Raw genomic sequence first — 21,514 nt, 5'->3', positions numbered from 1 at the left:
GCTTATTGTTGTTATAAAGGGCTACTTGAAGTCTTTAACATTGTCCGGGGTGATCAGCTTGAACGGAATAATCACGTTCTGCTCGACCGGCTCGTGCTTGGCCATCTTGCGCGCGGCTTCCACCGAACCGACTGCCTGCCCTTTCGCATCCTGGAACGCCGACGCGGCCATGTCGCCCTTGGATATCGCGTTCAAGCCGTCCGGCGTACCGTCGACCCCAGCGATCAGCACAGTGCCAGGCTTGGTGCCCGCCGACTTCAAGGCCATGGACGCACCGATGGCCATCTCATCGTTGTTGGCCAGCACTGCATTGAACTCACGGCCTTGGGTCATCCAGTCGTTGACCAGCGTCATGCCGCGGTCACGCAGCCAGGTACCGGTCTGTTCCTGTTCGATGGTGATGCCCGGGTATTTGGCCAGGACTTCTTTCACGCCCTTGGTGCGGTTGGTGGTGGAGTTATTCGCCAGGTCACCCAGCAGGATCACGATCTTGCCTTTGCCACCGAGTTTGTCAGCGATGTATTGCATTTGCAGGCGACCGGCCTCGACGTCATCGGACGTCACCGCCACCACATCTTTAGGCAGGTCTTTCTGGTCGGGACGGCGGTTGACGAACACCAGCGGAATGCCAGCCTTGGTCGCTGCACTGATGATGTTCTTGGTCGAGGCGGTATCCACCGGGTTGACGATAATTGCGTCGACTTTCTGGCTGATAAAGTTCTCGACCTGGCTCAGTTGCTTGACCACGTCGGCGCGGGCGTCCTCAAACTGCAATTGCACACCGTCGCCCTTGGGATAGGACTTGGCTTGCTTGTCCATGTCTTCGCGCAGGTAGGTCAGGAAGGTGTCATCGAAGGCGGACATGGTCACACCCACTTTGATGTCGGCAGCCGAGGCAAAACCGCTGGCAAGCAGCATGGACAGGGCCAGCGCGGTGAAACGAATCGGGGTCTTCATGAACGGTCTGTCTCCAATTTCTTGTTGGTTTTTTGGACGTTGCGTTTTTCAGAGCGCGCAGGTCGACAGTCGCACGATCGGTGCCCCCGGAATGCAGCACACCAGGGCGCCTTTGTTTTCGACGCAGAGCACATTAAGGAAGGAAAAATAAAACGGCCGGGCGCGGGGCAGACCGCTTGGCGCTTTGGAGGGGCGTAAAACTCGCAGTACAGCGTTGAAGATTTTCATCTGACGGTACCTGGTTGTTTTTGATCTTGTTTTTGTTGAGTCGCCTGGATCAAGCCCGAGGCGTACTTTTTGCAACCTGGAAAAGACTTTATTAGAAAATAATTTCCATATCAACCTGTTTTAGAATTTTATTCTATTTTTGTCGAAACCACCTGTTGCCGCTCGTTACTAAGGCGTGCGGCGTCCAATATACGGGTGGTTTCCAGTGCGTCATAGGCGTTCACCGGCAGCGGTCCCTGCCCTTGCACAGCGCGTTGCAACTGCTGATAGAACTGCGTCCAGCAGCCTTTTTCCGAGGGCACCCGTTCGCGCTCCGCGCCTTGTTCAAACCAGCCCCAGCGCCGATGCTCTTCCGCGCCCCAATGCTCGCCTTCGGTTTTCGGCGATTTGCCGGCCATCAGCGCGTCCTCCTGGCCGTCCAGCCCTTCCACGGTGTAACAACCGAGGGTGCCACTGACGCGAAAACGCGGGGCCTGGCTGTTTTGCAGCGCACTGCCCCACAGGTGGGAAATCACGCCGTTGGCGTGGGTCAACGAGACAAAAAAACCGTGGTCGAGGCTGGGGTGTTCCGGGCTGAACTGTAATTGCGCGAACACCCGGTCCACCGGGCCGAACAACTGCATCGCCTGGTCCACCAAGTGGCTGCCAAGGTCACGCAGCCAGCCGCCGCCGCTGGCATTGCCCACGGCTTGCGGGCTGAAGCGCTCAACCCGCGATTCAAAGCGGGTGATCTGGCCCAGGGCACCGGCGTCGATCAGTTTGCGCAAGGTCAGGAAATCCGAGTCCCAGCGCCGGTTCTGGTAGACGCAGAGCTTCACGCCTTGGCGTTCGGCAGCAGTGATCAACGCCTGGGCCTGTTCGGCGTTGCTGGCGAACGGTTTGTCGCTGACCACGGCAACCCCGTGTTCGATAGCTTCCAGTACCAGTGCCGGGCGGCCCTTGAGCGTGGTGGAAATCACCAAGGCATCCACGCCGGCTTCGACGATCTGGCCGATGGAGTCGAACGCCTTGAGGCCCGGGTGGTCAGTCGCCAGTAGCTGACGGCGTTCCGGTGAACGCGTCACCACGCCGACAAAGGTCGCGCCGGGCAACGTCGCAATCAATGGTGCGTGAAAGAAGCGGCCGCCATGGCCGTAGCCGACTAGTCCAATTCGCATACATACACTCCTTCTAGAACTGAAAACCCAATCAAATGTGGGAGCTGGCTTGCCTGCGATAGCAGTGTGTCAGTCAATGAACCCGTCACTGAAAGACTGCTATCGCAGGCAAGCCAGCTCCCACACCGACTGCATTCCACCTGTCTAAATATGATTAGCCGTAGAAGCGTGGGCGATCCGGCAAGCTCACCTTGACGATCTGCTCACTGCTCTGCGCTTCGATACACGCATCCGCCGCGACCGCTGCGACGAAACCATCCCACGCCGACGGCCCACCCACTTGCCCGGCGCGCACGCTATCGATGAAGGCCTGCAACTCGACGTCATAGGCGCCGATAAAGCGGTCCTTCCAATCCATCAGAATCGCATTCGACAGCTTGGCCCCGCTGCGCAGCTGCACCTGCGAAGGCTCCGGCAGTTTGGCGATGCCGGTCTCCCCCACCACTTCGCACTGGATGTCGTAGCCGTACTGACAGTTAACAAACACCTCCACATCGATGCGCGTGCCCTTGGCGGTTTCCAGCAGCACGATCTGCGGGTCACGCAGGTGGGCCAGGGCCTTGCTCGACTTGCGCGGAAACACCACCTGCACCGACACGTAGTCGTCGTCGAGCAACCAGCGCAACACATCCAGCTCGTGGATCAAGGTGTCGGTGATCGCCATGTCGGTCTTGTAGTTCTCGCCCACCGTAGGGTTGCGGTGCGCGCAGTGCAGCATCAGCGGCTCGCCGATCTGGCCGCTGTCGATCACGGCCTTGAGGGCGCGATAGCCTTCGTCATACGGGCGCATGAAGCCCACTTGCACCAGGCGCTTGCCGAAGGCAATTTCGGCGTCGACGATCTTGCGGCAGCCTTGCGCGGTCACGGCCAAGGGTTTTTCGCAGAACACCGGCTTACCCGCAGCGATGGCGGCAAGCACGAATTCCTCGTGGCTCGGGCCCCAAGAGGTCACCAAAATGGCCTCGACTTGCGGCGAGTTGATCAACGCATGGCCGTCCGCGTACACCTCGGCGGTAAGGTTCAAATCCGCCACCACCTTGGCGGCTTGCTCAAGGTTGATGTCGGTTACCGCCACCACTTGGCTGTTGAGCAGGGTCTGGCTGCAACGACGAATATGGTCACGGCCAATCGCACCAGTACCGATGACACCGATCCGCAACGAATTAGTAAGCAAAGACATGCAAACACTCCTCTTGTTATTAGTACTGCCGGGCTTTCGCCAGCTGTTCATTGAGTTTTTTCGCCGCGGCATTCGTGCGCTCACTGGTGGACACCTGGGCCACACCCACCCGCCACCACGACAGGTAGCCGTGAATCATGGTCTTGGGCAGTACCTTGATATCAATCAGCGTCGACACCGTTTGCGTGCGCGCATCGGCCAGGGCCGCGTCGAGTTGCTCCACGGTGCTGACTTTGTAAGTCTTGCAACCATAGGCCGCCGCGCTCATGGCGAAATCCACCGGTACCAGGCCGCCGTCAAGCTTGCCGCTCTCGGGGTCGCGGAAGCGGAATTCGGTGCCGAAACTGCCCATGCCATTGCCGATCTGCAGGTTGTTGATGCAACCGAAGGCCATGTTGTCGAGCAGCACCACGTTGATCTTGCGCCGCTCTTGGATCGAGGTGGCCAGCTCCGAGTGCAGCATCATGTAGGAGCCATCGCCGACCAAGGCGTAAACCTCTTTAGACGGTTCGGCCAGCTTCACGCCGAGGGCGGCATTGATCTCGTAGCCCATGCACGAATAGCCGTACTCAACGTGGTAGGTGTTGACGCCCTTACTGCGCCAGCTGCGCTGCAAGTCACCGGGCAGGCTGCCAGCGGCGGCGACGATGATCGCGTCATCGGCCAGGCTGGCATTGAGCACGCCAAGTACGCGGCTCTGGGTCAGGCACGAGCCGGTCAGTTCGATAAATTCGCGCAGCACCGCGCGGTCCAGGTGGTCATCGACCTCGGGCACAAAGTCGTCGCCCTGGTATTGAACCTGATGCACGCGGTCCACTTCCGCATCCAACTGCGCCTTGGCGTCGCGGATCTGCTCGCCCCAGCCGGCGCGGTAGTCGCCCAAGGCATCCGCCAGCGCCTCAAGGGCGACGTGTGCGTCCGCCAGCACTTGTACACCGTCGAGTTTCAAGGCGTCGCAAGGGCTGATATTCAGGTTGAGGAACTTCACCTCGGGGTGCTTGAACAGCGACTTCGATGAGGTGGTGAAGTCGGTGTAACGCGTGCCGATACCGATGATCAGGTCCGCTTCGGGCGCCAGCAGGTTGGCCGCCAGGCAGCCGGTTTCACCGATGCCGCCGACGTTCAGCGGATGGCTGGACAGCACCGCGCTCTTGCCCGCCTGGGTCTCAGCGAAGGGAATATCAAAGCGTTCGGCAAACGCCTGCAGCGCGGCATTCGCGCCGGAGTACTTGACCCCGCCGCCACAGATGATCAGCGGCTTGCGCTTGCCCCGAAAGGCGGCCACCGCGTCAGCGATCATCGCTTTGGTCGCCGGACGCCGCTCGATACGGTGCACACGTTTTTGCAGGAAGTAGTCGGGATAGTCCCAGGCTTCGGCTTGCACATCCTGCGGCAAGGCCAAGGTGACGGCGCCGGTTTCCGCCGGGTCGGTGAGCACGCGCATGGCGTGGATCGCCGCCGTCATCAGTTGCTCGGGGCGGTTGATGCGGTCCCAGTACTTGCTCACGGAACGGAAGGCATCGTTGGTGCTGATGCTCAGGTCATGAAACTGCTCGATCTGCTGCAGCACCGGGTCAGGCTGGCGGCTGGCGTAGACATCGCCGGGCAACAGCAATAACGGAATACGGTTGGCGGTGGCGGTTGCAGCGGCGGTGAGCATATTCGCCGCGCCCGGGCCTACGGAGGCGGTGCACGCATAGATCTTGCGGCGCAGGTGCTGCTTGGCAAAGCCGATGGCAGCGTGGGCCATGCCCTGCTCATTGCGACCTTGATGCACCACCAGGTCGCCGCTGTCCTGCTCCAGCGCCTGGCCCAGGCCGAGCACGTTGCCGTGGCCGAAAATGGTAAAAACCCCGGCGACAAACTTGCTCTGCACGCCATCGACTTCGATGTATTGGTTATCCAGAAACTTCACCAGGGCCTGGGCCATGGTCAATCTTGTTGTGGTCATCACTTGCACCTTGAGTAAATGCAGATCCATTGATCAACAGAGATTTAATGTGGGAGATGGCAAGCCAGCTCCCACAGGTTGATCGGCGTCAGGTCCGGTTTTTTTGTAAATGGGCGATGCTTGCCCCAATGGCTTGCTGGATGTCGGCTAGGCCATGCACGCTCTCGGCAAACGGTTCGAACGACAGGTAGCCGCCGTACCCAGTGCTGAGCAAGGTATCGATCTGCGCGGCATTGCCGAGGATATCGCCCTCGCCCACCAGCACGCGGTGGCCGTCGCGAATGGAGTTGAGCGGTGCTACAGCATCTTCGACGCCGGAGATATGCACCAGGCCGGTCAGCTGCGGGAAGAACGCCTGCTCGCCGGCCAGGTGATGGTGAAAGGTGTCGTGCACCAGGCGGAACACATCCAGGCCGCCGACGGACTGGATCGCGTCCACCGCCACACGCTTGCGGCGCAGCGCAGAGCCTTCGAAACCCAGCGGCTCGATAAAGCCCAGAAGCCCGTATCCGCGCAGGATCGGCGCCAACTCACTCAGCGCGGTGCGCAAACCGGCCGCGCGCTGGGCTTCGTTGCGCGTATCGCCGCACTCATTGAGCGGGCACATCACCAAGCCTTGGGCCCCGCATTCACGGGCATAAGTCGCGAGTTTGATCGCCTGGGCGCGGCGCTCGTCATTCCACACGTCAAACGGGTACAGCGCGTTGATCGACAGCACCGTGATGCCCTGCACCTCGCACAACTCGCGCACGCGGCTGGCCGGGGTGCCGTATTCGATTTCGTTGCCTTTGAGGTCGTTGCGAATCTCGATGGCATCGCACTTCAGGGCCGCCGCCAACTGAATGAAATCCGGCAGGGAAAGGTTGGGCGCGACCATGCGGTTAAGGGCAAAACGTAACGGCGACTTCATTATTGTTCTCCGTTCAAACCGGTTACAGGTCCAGCAGCCAGCTGTGCTGTGGGTCGTTATGGAAATGCCAGGCACGCTTGGGACCGGCCATCACGTTCAGGTAATAAGACTCGTAGCCGTACGGCACGCTGACCGGGTGATAACCCTTGGGCACCACCACCAAGTCGCTGTTTTCCACGGCCATGGCCTGGTCGATGCTGCGATCGTCGGTGTACACCCGCTGGAACACGAAGCCCTGGGGCGGGTTGATCTGGTGGTAGTAGGTTTCTTCAAGAAAACTCTGGTGCGGCAGGTCGTCGGTGTCGTGCTTGTGCGGCGGGTAGCTCGAGGAGTGCCCCGACGGCGTGCGCACTTCCACCACCAGCAGCGAATGGGCCGGCTCGCTGTCCGGCAGGATGTCGCACACATAACGGGTGTTGGCGCCTTTGCCGCGCACACTGCGCTTGCATTGCTCGGGGCGGATCAGGCGCGGTGCAAAACCGGCCGCTCCCGGCGCGGCGCAGACAGCGATTTGCACATCGCTCAAGGCCGTGATCTGCGCATCGGTGCCTGGCGGCAGGTAGGCGGCGAAGGGTGATTTGTCTTCGAATACCGACTGGCGATCACCGAGGTTCTGCCAGTTGAAACCCTCGCCTTCGATATTCACCCGGCCGCTGAGCAGAACCAGGCACAACTCCTGATCACCGGCCGTGACCGGCAGGGTTTCACCGAGGCTCAGGCGGTAGGCGGCAAAGCCTACGTACTCCAGGCGCCCTTCTTCCAGGGCGACCATGGTTTGCCCGCGTTTGCTGCTTTTGACCAACAGGCTCATCACTTAAGTCCTCTCGTTGAGCAGCGCGCGCAAGGTGTCATAGCCCTTTTTCGCATAGATATAGCTGGGCGCCACGGCCGGGTCCTGCTCGGCTTCCACCACCAGCCAGCCCTCGTAGTGGGCCGCCAGCAGCACATCGAGCAGTTCGCCAAAGTCGATATCGCCATCGCCGGGCACGGTGAAGGTGCCGTTGACGATGCAGTCGGGAAAGCTCCACATCTGGTTGCGCGCCAGTTGCACCACCGGTTTGCGCACGTCCTTGAAATGCACGTGGCAGATGCGCTCGATGTGTTTGCGCAGCACCTCGATGGGTTCGCCGCCGCCCATGTAGCAGTGGCCCGAATCGAACAGCAGGCCGACTTCCGGGCCCGTTCGTTTCATAAGCTGGTCAATGTCTTCGGGGGATTCGACGTAAGCGCCCATGTGGTGGTGGTAGGCCAGGCGCACGCCTTGGGACAAGGTGAAGCGCGCCAACTCCGTGAGTTTATCGGCGTAGTCCTGCCAGGCGTGTTCGCTATGGAAACGCGGGCGCTCGATCAGGCGCACCTTGGCGCCCTGGATCGAATCGGCGACTTCGCCGTAGACCAGCACCTTGGCGCCGTTGAGCTTCAGCAGCTCGACGTGGCCAGCGATGGCCTCGATTTCTTCCGCCACCGAGCGCCGCGCCAGGCGGCTGGAGTACCAGCCGGAGACCAGCGCCAGGTCATAGGGGCGCAGCACATCGCCGACGCCTTTGGCGTCCTTGGGGAATTTGCCGTTGAGTTCAAAACCTTCGTAGCCGATCTCCTTGCCTTCGCCCAGGGCGGTGCTCAAGGGCGTTTCACCGCCCAGGGCCGGCAGGTCGTCGTTGCTCCAGGAGATCGGGTTGATGCCAATTCGGATTGCGGGCATGGCTGCACCTTTTTGTTGTTTTTCAGCTATCACTGAGGTCTGGCTTTATGTGGGCGCTGGCTTGCCTGCGATAGCATCACATCGGCTTGGCAGGTGGACCGAGTCGCCTGCATCGCGGGCAAGCCCGGCTCCCACAAAAAGCAGCTCCCACATTGGATTGCATTTCAAGTTGAAGACTGTGTTTAGGTTCGGGCGCTGCGCCAGGCGTTGATGAGCTGTTCGAATGTACCCTGCACCTGCTGGATCAGGGTTTCATCATCAATTTCCCCCGCCATCCACGCGCGGCTGGGTTCCTGGAAAATCGTGCGGCCCACGGCGAACCCCCGGCAGGTAGTGCTTTGGCTGGCTTGCTGGAAGCCGTCGGCGAGAAACTCGGCCGAGGCGTTCAGGCCCAGCAGCACTACGCCACGGCAGTACGGGTCACGTTCCTGGATCAGCTCATCGAGCTTTTTCCAATCCTCGGCCGACTGCGCCTCGATCTTCCACCACGCCGGGTAGATGCCCAGGTTGTACAGGCGCTTGAGGCTGCGATAGAGCACATCAGGATAGGTCGACGGGTGATCCTTGGGCGGGATGACTTCCAGCAGCAGCTCATGGCCGCTGACCAACGAGGCCTCGTACACCGCTTTGAGTTGCGCTTCCTGTTCCAGGCGCAGCATCGGCTCGTCATCGGGGTGGTATTGCACCAGGCACTTGATGATCTGTTCTTGGGGCCAGGCGATCAGGTTGCTGCCCACCGAACGGCCGTGCTCGAACGCCAGCGGGCGCGAGTTCTGCACTTCTACCGGGCGGGCAATCCACCAGCCGCGACCGCTGGCGGCGTTGAGCGCGTCCTGGCCGAAGCGCTGATCGGCCAACAGGCCCACATCGGCGTCGACACCTTGCTCGCGCAGTTTGCCCTCGACGCGTTCGATGGCTTGGATAAACAGCTGCTTGATGTCGCTGATACGTGCCGTGTCCTGGCCGCCTTTTTGCGCCAGGTCCACCAGTTGCCAGCGATGATCGAAGGCAAACACGAACAGCTGCTTCCAGGCTTTGCGCGGCACCGTGACGCGGTGCAGGCGTTGCAGGGTTACGTCTTGATCGGGCCGGGTGATAGGCACCGGGCTGTTGAACAGGTAATCCAGTTCGGCAGGTGTAGGCATGGCCGGTGCGCAGGCGTGGCGGGACACCACCAGGCCGCCGCAGGCATTGGCCAACTGGCTGCAACGTTCGTCGCTGGCATCCTTGAGCCAGCCGCTGAGGAAGCCCGACATGAACGCATCGCCGGCCCCCAGCACGTTGAGGACTTCAACGCGCACGCCGGGGTAGATTGCGCCGTCTTCCAGCCGCGCCGCAATTGCGCCGTGGATCACCGTGCAGCCCTGCGGGCCGAGCTTGACCACCAGGGTTGCCGGGGTCAGGTCCCGTACGGTGCGCAGCGCGGTGAGCAAATCTTCACTGCCGCCGGCGATCAAAAACTCTTCTTCGGTGCCGACGATCAAATCAAAACGAGGCAGGATTTTCTGCACGTGCTGGCTGACGTTCTGGTCGGCAACAAACCGTGTTTCGCCATCCGCCTTGCCCGCCAGGCCCCACAGCACCGGGCGGTAGTCGATATCCAGTACGCGCTGGACGTTGTGCTTGGCCGCGTAATCCAGGGCCTGGATGCTGGCCTCGTACACGCCGTCGGTGGAGAAATGCGTGCCGGTGATCAGCAAGGCTTTGCTGGAGGCAATAAAGGCTTCGCTGATGTCTTCGGCGCGCAAGGCCATGTCGGCACAGTTTTCGCGGTAGAACACCAGTGGGAAGGTTTCGCGGTCCTTGAGGCCCAACAGCACCAGGGCGGTGAGGCGTTCCGGGTCGACCTTGATGCCGCTGACATCGCAGCCTTCTCGGGCCAAGGACTCCACCAGGAAACGGCCCATGTGGTCGTCCCCTACCCGGCTCAGCATTGCTGACTTGAGCCCCAGCCGCGCGGTGCCGAAGGCGATATTGGCGGAGGACCCGCCGAGGTACTTGGCAAAGCTGGACACGTCCTCAAGCCGCGCACCGACTTGCTGTGCATAGAGGTCGACGCCCAGGCGCCCGAGGCAAATCAGATCCAATTGACGCCCACTGGCAAAACGAGTCTGGCCCATGCTGGCTCCTGTTATTTTTATCAGCCTGCGTGGTGCCGCCGTGGTGACGGCACACGCTCTTGGTGCAAGCAGACTAGAACGTCCGGCGGCCGCAATCAATATTTATTCCATAATTATTTTTAGTAGAATATTTTTTCCAATAAGCCAGCATAATGGCATGCCAGCCGTCCTGCATCGTTTCAGCAGGCCACGGCCGCCGTGATGCCGGGGTATTTTTTTGCGCCTACCCTGTAGACTTGCGCCCACCCATCAGCGCCTCAGAAGAACACGCCAGAAGGATTACCCATGTCCCGCACCGATCCCGAGACCACCCTGGAAGACACTATCGCCAGCCCTCCGATCAATGCCGAGCGCCTGTTGCAGCTGATCACCGACGAATACGAGAGCCTGCCGCGCCAGCTCAAGCGCATCGCCAGCTACATGAGCCAGCAGAGCGACCGGATCATGGTCGACCGTATCAGCGACATCGCCCGCGAATGCGAAGTGCACCCCTCGGCCATCGTGCGGTTTTCCCAGCGCTTCGGTTTCAGTGGGTTCAGTGAAATGCAGGCGCTGTTTCGCGAGGCCTACACCCACAAGACCACGCCGGTGCAGAACTACCAGCAGCGTATCCGCAGCATGATCGCCAACAAGTCGCAGAAGGCCAGCGGCGGTGACCTGGCGCGTGAGTGCGTGAACGCGACCCTCTCCGGCATCGAACGCCTGGGGCTGGAGCTGGATGATGTGGCCTTCGAGAAAGCCGTGGACCTGGTGGTTAACGCCGACAATATCTACGTGGTCGGTGTGCGCCGCTCCTTCGCGGTGGCCGATTACCTGGTCTACAACCTGCAGCACACCAACAAGCGCATCCATCTGATTTCCGGTTTGGGCGGCAGTTATCGCGAGCAGATGCGCAGCGTGCGCGCCAATGACCTGGTGATTGCGATCAGCTTTACGCCGTATGGCAAAGAGACTCAGCACTGCTTGCGGATTGCCCAGCATCATCAGGCCAAGACCTTGATCATTACCGACAGCAACCTGTCGCCCCTGGCCAAGCGGGCGAACGCGGTGCTGTTAGTGAATGAGGGGTCGTCGTTTGCGTTTCGCTCGTTGAGCGCCACGTTGTGCCTGTGCCAGGCACTGTTTATTGCGGTGGCGTATCGGTTGGAGTTGAAGGTCGATGAGATTCATGAGCAGGTGGGGTTCGACGACTGACCGGGTGACACTGACAAGCCCGCTCCCACATAAAGCCAGTTCCTACAGTTTGCTCAGTACCTGGTTTTGGGGCGGCGTAGCAGTTTGTAGGCGGCTGGGATTACGAAGAGTGATAGCAACGGCGCGGTGAGCATGCCGCCGATCATCGGCGCGGCGATGCGGCTCATGACTTCGCTGCCGGTGCCGCCGCCCAGCAGAATCGGGAGCAAGCCGGCGATGATCACGGCCACGGTCATGGCTTTGGGGCGCACGCGCAGTACTGCGCCTTCGGTGATGGCGGCCAAAAGGTCGCCGTCCTTGCGCGCCGCCCAGGCGTTTTTCAGGTACAGCAGCATGATCACGCCGAACTCCGCCGACACACCCGCCAACGCGATAAAGCCCACGCCCGTGGCCACCGATAAGTTGAAACCCAGCCAGTACAGCAACCACACGCCTCCCGTCAGCGCAAAGGGCAGCGTGGCGATGATCAGCAACGCCTCGTCCACACGGCGGAAGGTCAGGTACAGCAAGACAAAGATGATCAACAACGTCGCCGGCACTACCAGCTTCAGGCGTTCATTGGCGCGTTCCAGGAACTCGAACTGCCCCGAATAACTGAGGCTCATGCCCGGTTGCAGTTGCACCTGCTGGTTGATTGCTTCACGCAGGTCTTTGACCACCGACGCCAAGTCGCGGTCGCGCACGTCGATGTAGACCCAGCCCGAAGGCCGTGCGTTTTCACTCTTGAGCATTGGCGGGCCGTCACTGACCCTGAGCCTGGCCACCGTGCCGAGGGTGATCTGGCTGCCTTGCGGTGTATAGATCGGCAGGTTTTCCAAAGCAGTTACCGAGTCGCGCCATGCCTTTGGGTAGCGCAGGCTGATGGGGAAACGCGCCAGGCCTTCAACGGTCTCGCCAATGGTTTCGCCGCCAATCGCTCCCGACACAATCGACTGCACATCGGCAATGTTCAGCCCGTACTGTGCTGCGGCTGCACGGTCGATGTCCACGTCTATATAGCGCCCGCCGGTCAGCCTTTCAGCCAACGCCGAACTCACGCCGGGCACCCCCTTGGCGACCTTCTCCACGGCCTGGGTCACCGCGTCGATCTGCATCAGGCTTAAGCCTGCGACTTTCACGCCAATCGGGCTTTTCACCCCAGTGGCGAGCATGTCGATGCGGTTGCGGATCGGTGGAATCCAGATGTTGGTCAGGCCCGGCACCTGCACCGTGCGGTCCAACTCTTTGACCAGTTTGTCCGGGGTCATACCCGCGCGCCATTGGTCCCGGGGCTTGAATTCGATCGTGGTCTCGAACATCTCCAGTGGCGCCGGGTCGGTAGCGGTTTCGGCGCGACCGGCCTTGCCGAACACATGGGCGACTTCCGGCACACTTTTGATCAGGCGATCCGTGCGCTGTAGCAGTTCACCCGCGGTTTGCGTCGACAGCCCCGGTAGCGCCGAAGGCATGTAGAGCACGTCGCCTTCATCCAGCGGTGGCAGGAACTCACCGCCCAGTTTCGACAACGGCCACAGCACGCTGGCGACCATCAACAGCGACACCAGCAAGGTCGCGCGTGGCCAACGTAGCACCGCGTCGAGGGCCGGTTGATAGAGCCTGATCAGGCCGCGATTGAGCGGGTTGCGTTGCTCGTCAGGGATACGCCCGCGAATCCAATAGCCCATCAAGACCGGGACTAGGGTCACCGACAACCCGGCCGCCGCCGCCATGGCGTAGGTTTTGGTATACGCCAGCGGGCCGAACAGCCGGCCCTCCTGCGCTTGCAAGGTGAACACCGGGATAAACGACAGGGTGATGATCAACAGGCAGAAAAACAGCGCCGGCCCGACTTCCACTGCTGCATCGGTCACCACCTTCCAATGCGCGTCGCCCTTTAAATCTCGCCCTGGATTGGCGTAGTGCCAGGCTTCGATTTTCTTGTGGGCATTTTCGATCATCACCACGGCCGCATCCACCATCGCGCCGATGGCAATCGCGATGCCGCCCAGCGACATGATGTTGGCGTTGATCCCTTGGTAGCGCATGACAATAAACGCGATCAACACGCCCACCGGCAGCGAGATGATCGCCACCAGCGATGAGCGCAGATGCCAGAGGAAAATCCCGCACACCAGCGCCACCACCAGGAACTCCTCCAGCAGCTTGTGGCTGAGGTTGTCCACCGCGCGGTCGATCAGTTTGCTGCGGTCGTAGGTGGCGACGATTTCCACGCCGGGCGGCAGGCTGCTTTTCAGTTGCTCCAGCTTGGTTTTGACTGCAGCGATGGCTTCACAGGCATTTTTGCCGCTGCGCAGGATCACCACACCGCCGACCGCCTCACCTTCGCCGTCGAGTTCACTGATGCCCCGGCGCAAGTCCGGGCCGAGTTGAATCGTTGCTACATCGCCGAGGGTGACCGGCACATTGTTGCTGTCGAGGCGCAGTGGAATAGCGCGGAAATCGTTGAGCGTTTTCAAGTAACCGGACGCGCGCAGCATGTACTCGGACTCGCCCATATTCAGTACCGAACCGCCAGTTTCCTGGTTGGCCTTGCCGATGGCGTCCGCCACTTGCGCCTGGGTGATGCCACGACTGGCAAGGGCCAGCGGGTCAAGCTGCACCTGGTACTGCTTGACCTGGCCGCCGATGGTCGCGACTTCCGCCACATTCGGCAGGGTCTTGAGTTCGAACTTGAGAAACCAGTCCTGCAGCGCGCGTAACTGCGCCAGGTCGTGCCGCCCCGTGCGATCCACCAGCGCGTATTGATAAATCCAGCCAACCCCGGTGGCGTCCGGCCCCAGCGCCGGTTTAGCCGACGCCGGCAGCCGCGCCTGCAACTGGCTGAGGTATTCCAGCACCCGCGAACGCGCCCAATACAGGTCGGTGCCTTCGTCAAACAGCACGTAAACATAGCTGTCGCCAAAGAACGAAAAACCGCGCACGGTCTTCGCCCCCGGCACCGAAAGCATGGTGGTGGTCATTGGGTAGGTGACCTGATTTTCGACAATCTGCGGCGCCTGGCCCGGGTACGGCGTGCGGATGATCACCTGCACATCCGAGAGGTCCGGCAAGGCATCGACCGGCGTGTTTTGCACGGCCCAGACGCCCCACGCAGTGATGAACAGCGTGGCGAGCAGTACCAGAAAATGGTTGGCCACCGACCAACGAATCAGCAAGGCGATCATGGCTGAGCTCCGGGCTGCATGCTCATTTCAAAAGTGCCGGACGCTGGCGATACTAATCCGCGCAAACTTGCTTCAGAGTCCAGCAAAAATTGACCGGACGCGACCACCTGCTGGCCTTCCTGCAAGCCGCTGCGGATCACGGTCTGGTCCTGGTTCTCGGCGCCCACCTCGACTTCCAGCGGTCGAAAGTGCCCGCCTTCCTCGGCCAGCATCACCAACACGCGCTTGCCGGTGCGGATCAACGCTTCGCTGGGCACCTGCAACACCGCTTGCCCGCTGGTTTGTGCCAGGCGCACCTGGGCGGTCATGCCGGGGCGCAAACTGCCGTCGGCATTGGGCAGTTCGACGCGAACCTGCACGGTGCGGCTGTCGATGGCGTTGGCCGGCAGGATCGCGCTGACGCTGGCGTTGACCGTTTTGCCCGGCAACCCGACAAACTGCGCCGCCACGCGTTGCCCCACGGCCAACGCCGCGCCTTGAGCCTGGGGCACAGCGACCTGCAACCACACCTGATCCAAGCCATTGACCCGTGCCAGGGTCTGCCCCGCCGCTACGGTCATGCCTTCGCGCACGTCCAGGGTTTGCAGCGCGCCGCTCAACGGCGTGGTGACGGTCAACACCGACTGCACCTGGCCGCTGCGTTCCATCTGGGTGATCAGCCCGGTAGGCATGCCACTCAAGCGCAGGCGTTGGCGGGCAGCCGCCAATAAACCACTGTCAGCGGTATGACGCAGGGCGAGGAATTCTTCCTGGGCTGCGGCCCATTCCGGCACCAGAATGTCCGCCAACGGCGCGCCGGCCTTGAGCACATCCCCCGGCGCCCGCGCGTAGACCCGTTCGACAAACCCGCCGACCCGCGCTTGCACCACGGCGACATCGCGCTCGTTGAAGGCGAGGATGCCGGACAGGTCCAGGGTGGACGTCATCACGCCACGGCTGACCGTCGCCAGGCGTACGCCGATGTTCTGCGTCTGGCGTGGGTCGATCTGCACACTGGGCGTGTCAGCAGAGGCACCCTCGGCGTAACGCGGCACCAACTGCATGTCCATGAAAGGCGACTTGCCGGGCTTGTCGAATTTCTGTTGCGGGAACATCGGGTCGTACCAGTACAAGGCCTGCTTGTCGTTTTTGGCCGGTTCAGGCGCGCCCGGCTGCAACTGCGCCAGCCCGTAGCCCGCGCCCAGGCCAAGAGACAACAGCACTGCCGCGATTCGATTATTCATGGGTGGGCTCCCAATAGGCGAAGTACAGCTGGGCGCCGATCAAGGCGCGCTGTTCGATGGCTTCCAGCTGTTTGAAGCGGGCTTCGACCAGCTCGCGGCGGGCGCTGACCACACTCATCAAGTCGCCCTTACCCGCGCGATAACTGGCGAGGCTCAGGGCTACCTTCTCTTGCGCCAGCGGCACCAGGCTGTCCTGGCCGCGTTGCACGGCACGGTCCAGGCGTTGGTAAACCGCCAAATCGTCATCGAGCAGCTGGGTATGTTCACGGGTGGCGGCTTCGCGTTCAGCGTCGAGTTGGTCCAGCTCAGCCTGTTTGGCGGCAATGCCCGGGGTTTGCCGACGGCCGGGAAAAATCGGTAGGTCGAAGCTCAATTGCAGGCTGACCATATCGCCGTATTCGCGGCCGCGGTGTTGGTAGTCCACTTCCCAACTCCAATCCGAAGTCTTCTGCGCCTTGGCGTCCTGCAAACGCGCTTGCGCTTCGCGGGTACGCGGCACGAAGGCTTGCAACTCGGGATGTTGATGCAGGTTGTGGCTCAAACCGTGGCTGTCGAAGGTCCAGTTGGGCAACTGGCCGCTGGGCGCTTCATTAGCGGCCGGGCCGATCCAGCGTTTGAGGGCGGCGCGAGCCTGGGCCCGTTGTTGGGTCAATTCATCTTCGCGTTCGGCCAGTTCTGCGGCTTCCTGCTTGGGAATAACCGTATCAGCGGCCTGCCCACGGCCACCGGCCAACTGCGCCCTCACGCTGTCTTGCAACAGGCGATTCTGTTGGTAGAAGTCTTTGAACAACGCCTCTTTGCGCTCCACTGCGAACGCGCGAATCCACACCTGGGCGGTGGCTTGACGCACGTTGAGGCGTTCGATGCGGCCCTCAGCCGCCGTCCGTTCTACCGTCGCATCGGCCAGCTCAATACGGGCCTTGCGTTTGTCTCGGCTGGGCACCTGTTGCTGGATGCCGATCATCTGCTCGGTCATGTCATCGCCATACAACGTGCCGCGATTGGGCCCGCCGACGGGGAAATTCTGCAGGCCCACCACCAGTTTCGGGTCGGGCAGTTCGCCGGCCGGAATGGCGGCTTGGGTAGCCGCGTGCAGCTTGGCCGTCTCAGCGGTCAACGAAGGTGCGTTGTTTTGCGCCAGGCGTAAGGCGTCATCCAGGGTCAGCGCAGAGGCCTGCGCGGGCCATGTCAGCACGCCCACCACCAGAGCGCGCAAGTAGAGGGAATTCATGGTGAAGATTCCTGATCTGTTCGACTGCGTTCCGCTTTACGCGGCCCACAGCAAGGCCATCCCGAATACGGGATGAGTCTTCAGGTGCGACAGGAATCAGGAACGGGGTGGGCGCCAGACGCCGGACGGCGTGCGGTCGGGGATGAAATCAGAGGAGAGACCGGCAACCAGCGGATGGGCCAGGGTCAGCGGGGCCTTGAGCATCGGCATGGACAGTTGCAGCAGGCTGCCGGTCTTGCATTCCTGGCCGGGTTTGCAGGCCTTGCCATGGTCGGCGCCATCCTGGCAGCAGTCCGGGGCCATGTCGGTCATCATCTGCATGTCCGACATCTTCATCGGGCAAGGCTCGCTGCTCGACGGCACACCCGCCATCCCAGTCAGGGGAAGCGTGAGGCTTAACAGCATGACTAGGATTAAACGCAGAAGGCGGCTCATAGAGGCGCGAGTCTAGCCAAGCGCGCGTTAAGCCGCTATTAATAATTGCGCGAGCACTCGGCCGTGATAACGGATCTGCGCCAGGGTCAGCGCGGTATAGCCGATGATCACTGTAGGCAGCAGGCTCACACCCACACAAACCTTGCCCAGCGGCTGTAGCGTCAGCCCAACGGCGGCGCGAGTGCAGAATTCGCTTTCCTCGACACCGGCCAGCAGCCACAACACACAATGCAACCCGGCTTGCTGACCGCTCACCCTGCAATCATCCGGCTGACACTGCGCCGCTCCCACAAGGGACCGAGCCAGGCTCAGGTTTAGTGCATGAAGATCGCGATCAGGATGATGACCGGGATAGGTACGCCGAGGAACCAAAGCAGTAATGAGCGCATGTTGTTCTCCTTAATTAACGAACGTAGTTTTCAGTTTCGACGTACACCACGGCATCCCGGCGACGGCCGCCGAAGGTTGCAGCGAAGCTGGCGAAGAACGCACCGATCAACAGCGCAATAAAGGTCCACAGCGAGGTATAAGCCGCCACCTTCGCAGCAGTATCGGCGGCCTGTTTGGCTTTCAATTTGGCGTCTTCGATGGCTTTGCGTGCGTCGGCGTAGACCTTGTCGATCCGCGCTTGAGCATCGGCCTGGCTGAGGTTGGTGCGCTGGCTGATCAACTGGGCGAGGTAAGTACGGTCTTCAGGGGCCAGTTGGCCGTCGTTGCTCAGGGTGCGGGTGAAGATGCGTGCCACTACGCCATGCACAGCGTCATCGCTGACGGCAGCTGGGCGGTCGTCACGAAACAGGCTGTCGACGTAATAGTCAAAGTCGCCACTGTTGGCGCCTTTGGCTGCGCTGCCGGCAGCCTGGGTCAAGCCACTGGCAGCACCGGCCGCGACACCTGCACCGGCTTTAACGCCGCCGCTGACTACGCTGCTAACCGAACCGACCACCAACACTGCGGTCACCAGCGTGGCCACTGCCCACGCGAGGAAACCATGGGCGGTGTCGCGAAAGTACACCTCATCGCCATGCATATTGGCCCACTTCACGCGCAAACGACCGGCGATATACCCGCCCAGCCCCGACGCGACGATCTGGGTAAATGCCAGCCAAACAATCGTGGAAATGCCAAGCCCCTTGGCGCTGATGCCGCTGTCGGCCCACGGCGACACCGCCGAAAAACCCAGGCCGAAGCCCAGCAGCACCAGGATAAGCGACAGCGCAGCCGCAGCGGCGGCACCGGCAAAAATCGCCCCCCAGGAAACCCCGGAGTGCGTGCTCGACTCTTGCAGCGTGGATGAGGATGTGATCATTGTTGTTTTGCTCCCAGCAGGAAAAATAGTGTTACAACTCTCAAAAGGGACAGTGCAGGCAGCATGCCAGTCCGCATAAAAAATAAACTCGTTACATTTCAAATAGTTAATTAAATTGAACCCACGTGAACCATGCAAGTTGCAAGAAATGACCGAACAGAGCGTGCTTTATGCAATCCCTCAACAACCCCCGCCCCCTGTGGGAGCTGGTTTACCTGCGATAGCGGTCTACCAGGCAAAAAAGTGAGTGAGTGGTGCACCGCCATCGCAGGCAACCCTGCCCCCACAACGGACCGCGCCCAGCATGAAAGTTGTGTCAGTTTTGCCAACATGAAGTTTAATTTAGGAAGCGTTCAGGCATTTCTTGGCAAAATGCCCCCACTTCTAGTGTGAATCGCTCACCAGGTAATCCTATGACCCGTATTTTGACTATCGAGGATGACGCCGTAACAGCCCGCGAGATCGTCGCCGAGCTGAGTAGCCATGGACTGGATGTAGATTGGGTGGACAACGGCCGTGAAGGCCTGGTCCGCGCTGTGAGTGGTGATTACGATCTGATCACCCTCGACCGTATGTTGCCGGAACTCGATGGCTTGGCCATCGTCACGACCCTGCGCACCATCGGGGTGTCGACACCGATCCTGATGATCAGCGCCCTCTCCGACGTCGACGAGCGCGTGCGTGGCCTGCGCGCCGGTGGCGATGACTACCTGACCAAGCCGTTCGCCTCCGACGAAATGGCCGCCCGCGTCGAAGTGCTGCTGCGGCGCAAAAGCACGGTCAAGGAATTCGAAACCGCCCTGCGCGTGGCCGACCTGGAACTCAACCTGATCAGCCGCGAAGCCAGCCGCGCCGAACAGCCGCTGAGCCTGCTGCCCACCGAATACAAGCTGCTTGAGTTCCTGATGCGCAACACCGGGCAAATCCTGTCACGGATGATGATCTTCGAGGAAGTCTGGGGGTATCACTTCGACCCGGGCACCAACCTGATCGACGTGCACATCGGTCGTCTGCGCAAGAAAATCGACCCGCCGGGCCTCACGCCGCTGATCCGCACGGTACGAGGTTCCGGTTATGTCATTGCTGAACCCCTCTAAGGGCTGGCGTTCCTCCAGCAGCCGCTTGCTGGCGCTGTACAGTTCGCTGTTTGTGGCCTGGAGCTGCATCCTCATGGGGGTGCTGTACTACGAGGTGTCGGGGTACCTGGGCGACTTGTCGCGCCACTCGCTGATGCAGCGCCAGCACCTGTTCCAACGCTTCGACGGTGAAGAACTGGTGGAAGCCCTGACCACCAGCATGACCTTCGACATGAAGGGCGTGGACGCCTACGGCCTGTTCGATGAGCAATTTCGCCCGTTGAGCGGGCCGATTCGTGCGGTGCCGCCCGACCTGCCGCTGGACGGCAAGATCCACGCCCTGGCTAATTGTGTCGCCTCCAACGACCCAAAACTGCCCAAGGACAGCTGCGACGCCGTGGCCACCCACACCGATGACGGCCGCTGGCTGGTGCTGGTGCGTGCCAACGGTTCACTGTTTGGCGTGACCCGGATCATCTGGCACGCACTGTTGTGGGCGCTCTCCCTGACGATTATCCCGGGCGCTGCCGGTTGGCATTTGTTGCGCCGCCGTCCGCTGCGGCGTATTCGCGGGATCCAGGCCAGCGCCGAGGCCATCGTTGCCGGCGACCTGACGCATCGCCTGCCGCTGTCCGACCGGCGTGACGAACTGGACATGCTCGCGGCCATCGTCAACGCCATGCTCGACCGCATCGAGAAGCTGATGAACGAGGTCAAGGGCGTGTGCGACAACATCGCCCACGACCTGCGCACGCCGCTGACGCGTTTGCGCGCGCAGCTCTACCGCATCAGGCAAGAGGCAGAGCAAGACTCGGGCTACGCGGTAAAACTCGACGATGCGATTGCCGAAACTGACACCCTGATGGCGCGCTTTCGCGGGCTGTTGCGCATCTCGGAATTGGAAGACCACCAGCGCCGCTCAGGCTTTTTGGTGATGGACCCGCTGCCGTTGCTGCGCGAGCTGCATGACTTTTACCTGCCCCTGGCCGAAGAAGGCGAATTGCAGTTGCGCCTCGACGTGCCCGAGTCGCTGCCCTGGATCACCGGCGACCGCGCATTGTTGTTCGAAGCCCTGGCCAACCTGTTGAGCAACTCGATCAAGTTCTCGCCACCGGGCGGTGAAGTGATCCTGCGCGGCGTCGATGACGCGGGCAGCACGCGCATCGAAGTGCACGACTCCGGCCCGGGCATCCCGGCAGCGGAACGCGACGCGGTGTTCCAGCGTTTCTATCGCGTGGACGAAAACGACCAGCAAGGCGGGTTCGGGTTGGGCTTGTCGATTGTGGCGGCGATCATCAACTTGCACGGGTTCAGGCTGGAGGTCGGCAGCAGCCAGAGTGGTGGTGCGCGGTTGGTGCTGGAGTGTCGGCAGCAGCTGATGCCCGAATAGCCCAAACACCACAAAATAATGTGGGTACCTACGCAACTTTTTGTGTTGCGCTAAGCTTTTGACGGGGTTTTTAGGTAGATATGAGTACATATCCGTTGCTGCGGTAACGGCTGCTTAGGGTTCCGCCCTTACGGCGGGTCACTTTTGGAAAAGAGCCCGGAATGCCGGCCCAGCCAAAAGTAACCAAAAGGGCTCTTGCCCCACCACTCGGTGCCTCGCCTAGGCTCGGCATGCCAGAACGAAGGCTTGAATCCGTGGGCCGCCGCCATGGGCCATCCTTGGCCCAT

Annotated in this window: 18 protein-coding genes; 3 read left to right on the top strand and 15 right to left on the bottom strand. The window is 61.3% G+C overall.

Going from position 1 to position 21,514, the window contains the following annotated elements:
- Positions 1–21 precede the first annotated feature (21 nt).
- The 9 genes from K0P33_RS13970 to iolC all read right to left on the bottom strand — a co-directional run bounded on the left by K0P33_RS13970 (position 22) and on the right by iolC (position 10,205).
- Positions 22–957: a sugar ABC transporter substrate-binding protein gene (locus K0P33_RS13970; protein WP_094952514.1), complete on the bottom strand. Its 936-nt coding sequence runs from the start codon at positions 955–957 to the stop codon at positions 22–24.
- A 48-nt stretch (positions 958–1,005) separates the two neighbouring features.
- Entirely contained in the window at positions 1,006–1,185 is a 180-nt protein-coding gene (locus K0P33_RS13965) for a hypothetical protein (RefSeq protein WP_242155772.1), read from the bottom strand.
- A gap of 128 nt (positions 1,186–1,313) precedes the next feature.
- Positions 1,314–2,342: a Gfo/Idh/MocA family oxidoreductase gene (locus tag K0P33_RS13960; RefSeq protein ID WP_242155770.1), complete on the bottom strand. Its 1,029-nt coding sequence runs from the start codon at positions 2,340–2,342 to the stop codon at positions 1,314–1,316.
- Between the two features lie 154 nt (positions 2,343–2,496).
- Entirely contained in the window at positions 2,497–3,522 is a 1,026-nt protein-coding gene (locus K0P33_RS13955) for a Gfo/Idh/MocA family oxidoreductase (protein WP_242155768.1), read from the bottom strand.
- Positions 3,523–3,541: 19 nt separating this feature from the next.
- Entirely contained in the window at positions 3,542–5,473 is a 1,932-nt protein-coding gene (gene iolD, locus K0P33_RS13950) for a 3D-(3,5/4)-trihydroxycyclohexane-1,2-dione acylhydrolase (decyclizing) (RefSeq protein ID WP_094952522.1), read from the bottom strand.
- A gap of 88 nt (positions 5,474–5,561) precedes the next feature.
- The gene (locus tag K0P33_RS13945) at positions 5,562–6,383 is read right to left on the bottom strand and encodes a TIM barrel protein (RefSeq protein WP_242155766.1); all 822 of its coding nucleotides are present in this window, start codon (positions 6,381–6,383) and stop codon (positions 5,562–5,564) included.
- A 22-nt stretch (positions 6,384–6,405) separates the two neighbouring features.
- Positions 6,406–7,194 carry a 5-deoxy-glucuronate isomerase gene (gene iolB, locus K0P33_RS13940; RefSeq protein ID WP_242155765.1) on the bottom strand — a complete coding sequence of 263 codons (789 nt, stop codon included), beginning with the start codon at positions 7,192–7,194 and terminating at the stop codon, positions 6,406–6,408.
- Positions 7,195–7,197: 3 nt separating this feature from the next.
- On the bottom strand, positions 7,198–8,085 hold the full coding sequence (iolE, locus tag K0P33_RS13935) for a myo-inosose-2 dehydratase (protein ID WP_094952508.1): 888 nt from the start codon (positions 8,083–8,085) through the stop codon (positions 7,198–7,200).
- Positions 8,086–8,267: 182 nt separating this feature from the next.
- A complete protein-coding gene (iolC, locus tag K0P33_RS13930; RefSeq protein WP_242155764.1) occupies positions 8,268–10,205 on the bottom strand; it encodes a 5-dehydro-2-deoxygluconokinase in 1,938 nt (645 codons plus the stop codon).
- Positions 10,206–10,490: 285 nt separating this feature from the next.
- Between iolC and K0P33_RS13925 the strand changes: the two genes are divergently transcribed.
- Positions 10,491–11,399, top strand: a complete 909-nt coding sequence (locus K0P33_RS13925; protein WP_017136418.1) for a MurR/RpiR family transcriptional regulator — start codon at positions 10,491–10,493, stop codon at positions 11,397–11,399.
- Between the two features lie 53 nt (positions 11,400–11,452).
- Here the strand turns inward: K0P33_RS13925 and K0P33_RS13920 are convergent, their stop codons facing one another.
- The 6 genes from K0P33_RS13920 to K0P33_RS13895 all read right to left on the bottom strand — a co-directional run bounded on the left by K0P33_RS13920 (position 11,453) and on the right by K0P33_RS13895 (position 18,761).
- A complete protein-coding gene (locus K0P33_RS13920) occupies positions 11,453–14,563 on the bottom strand; it encodes an efflux RND transporter permease subunit (protein ID WP_242155763.1) in 3,111 nt (1,036 codons plus the stop codon).
- Positions 14,560–15,786 (bottom strand): efflux RND transporter periplasmic adaptor subunit, encoded by a 1,227-nt coding sequence (locus K0P33_RS13915; protein ID WP_242155762.1) that lies wholly within the window; start codon positions 15,784–15,786, stop codon positions 14,560–14,562. Before K0P33_RS13915 ends, K0P33_RS13920 begins: the two co-directional genes overlap by 4 nt.
- On the bottom strand, positions 15,779–17,017 hold the full coding sequence (locus K0P33_RS13910) for a TolC family protein (protein ID WP_242155761.1): 1,239 nt from the start codon (positions 17,015–17,017) through the stop codon (positions 15,779–15,781). The genes K0P33_RS13915 and K0P33_RS13910 overlap by 8 nt, the downstream gene beginning before the upstream one ends.
- A gap of 96 nt (positions 17,018–17,113) precedes the next feature.
- Positions 17,114–17,452 (bottom strand): hypothetical protein, encoded by a 339-nt coding sequence (locus K0P33_RS13905; RefSeq protein WP_242155760.1) that lies wholly within the window; start codon positions 17,450–17,452, stop codon positions 17,114–17,116.
- 27 nt (positions 17,453–17,479) lie between these two features.
- A complete protein-coding gene (locus K0P33_RS13900; RefSeq protein WP_242155759.1) occupies positions 17,480–17,707 on the bottom strand; it encodes a hypothetical protein in 228 nt (75 codons plus the stop codon).
- A gap of 148 nt (positions 17,708–17,855) precedes the next feature.
- Positions 17,856–18,761: a hypothetical protein gene (locus K0P33_RS13895; protein WP_094952503.1), complete on the bottom strand. Its 906-nt coding sequence runs from the start codon at positions 18,759–18,761 to the stop codon at positions 17,856–17,858.
- Positions 18,762–19,174: 413 nt separating this feature from the next.
- Here K0P33_RS13895 and K0P33_RS13890 point away from each other — a divergent pair, with 413 nt between their 5' ends.
- Positions 19,175–19,858: a response regulator transcription factor gene (locus K0P33_RS13890; RefSeq protein WP_003219726.1), complete on the top strand. Its 684-nt coding sequence runs from the start codon at positions 19,175–19,177 to the stop codon at positions 19,856–19,858.
- Positions 19,836–21,227: a HAMP domain-containing sensor histidine kinase gene (locus K0P33_RS13885; protein ID WP_242155757.1), complete on the top strand. Its 1,392-nt coding sequence runs from the start codon at positions 19,836–19,838 to the stop codon at positions 21,225–21,227. Before K0P33_RS13890 ends, K0P33_RS13885 begins: the two co-directional genes overlap by 23 nt.
- Positions 21,228–21,514 lie beyond the last annotated feature (287 nt).

The sequence above is a fragment of the Pseudomonas sp. ArH3a genome (assembly GCF_022648765.1).
Lineage (GTDB): Bacteria > Pseudomonadota > Gammaproteobacteria > Pseudomonadales > Pseudomonadaceae > Aquipseudomonas.
This window is presented reverse-complemented; position numbering and strand designations above follow the sequence as displayed.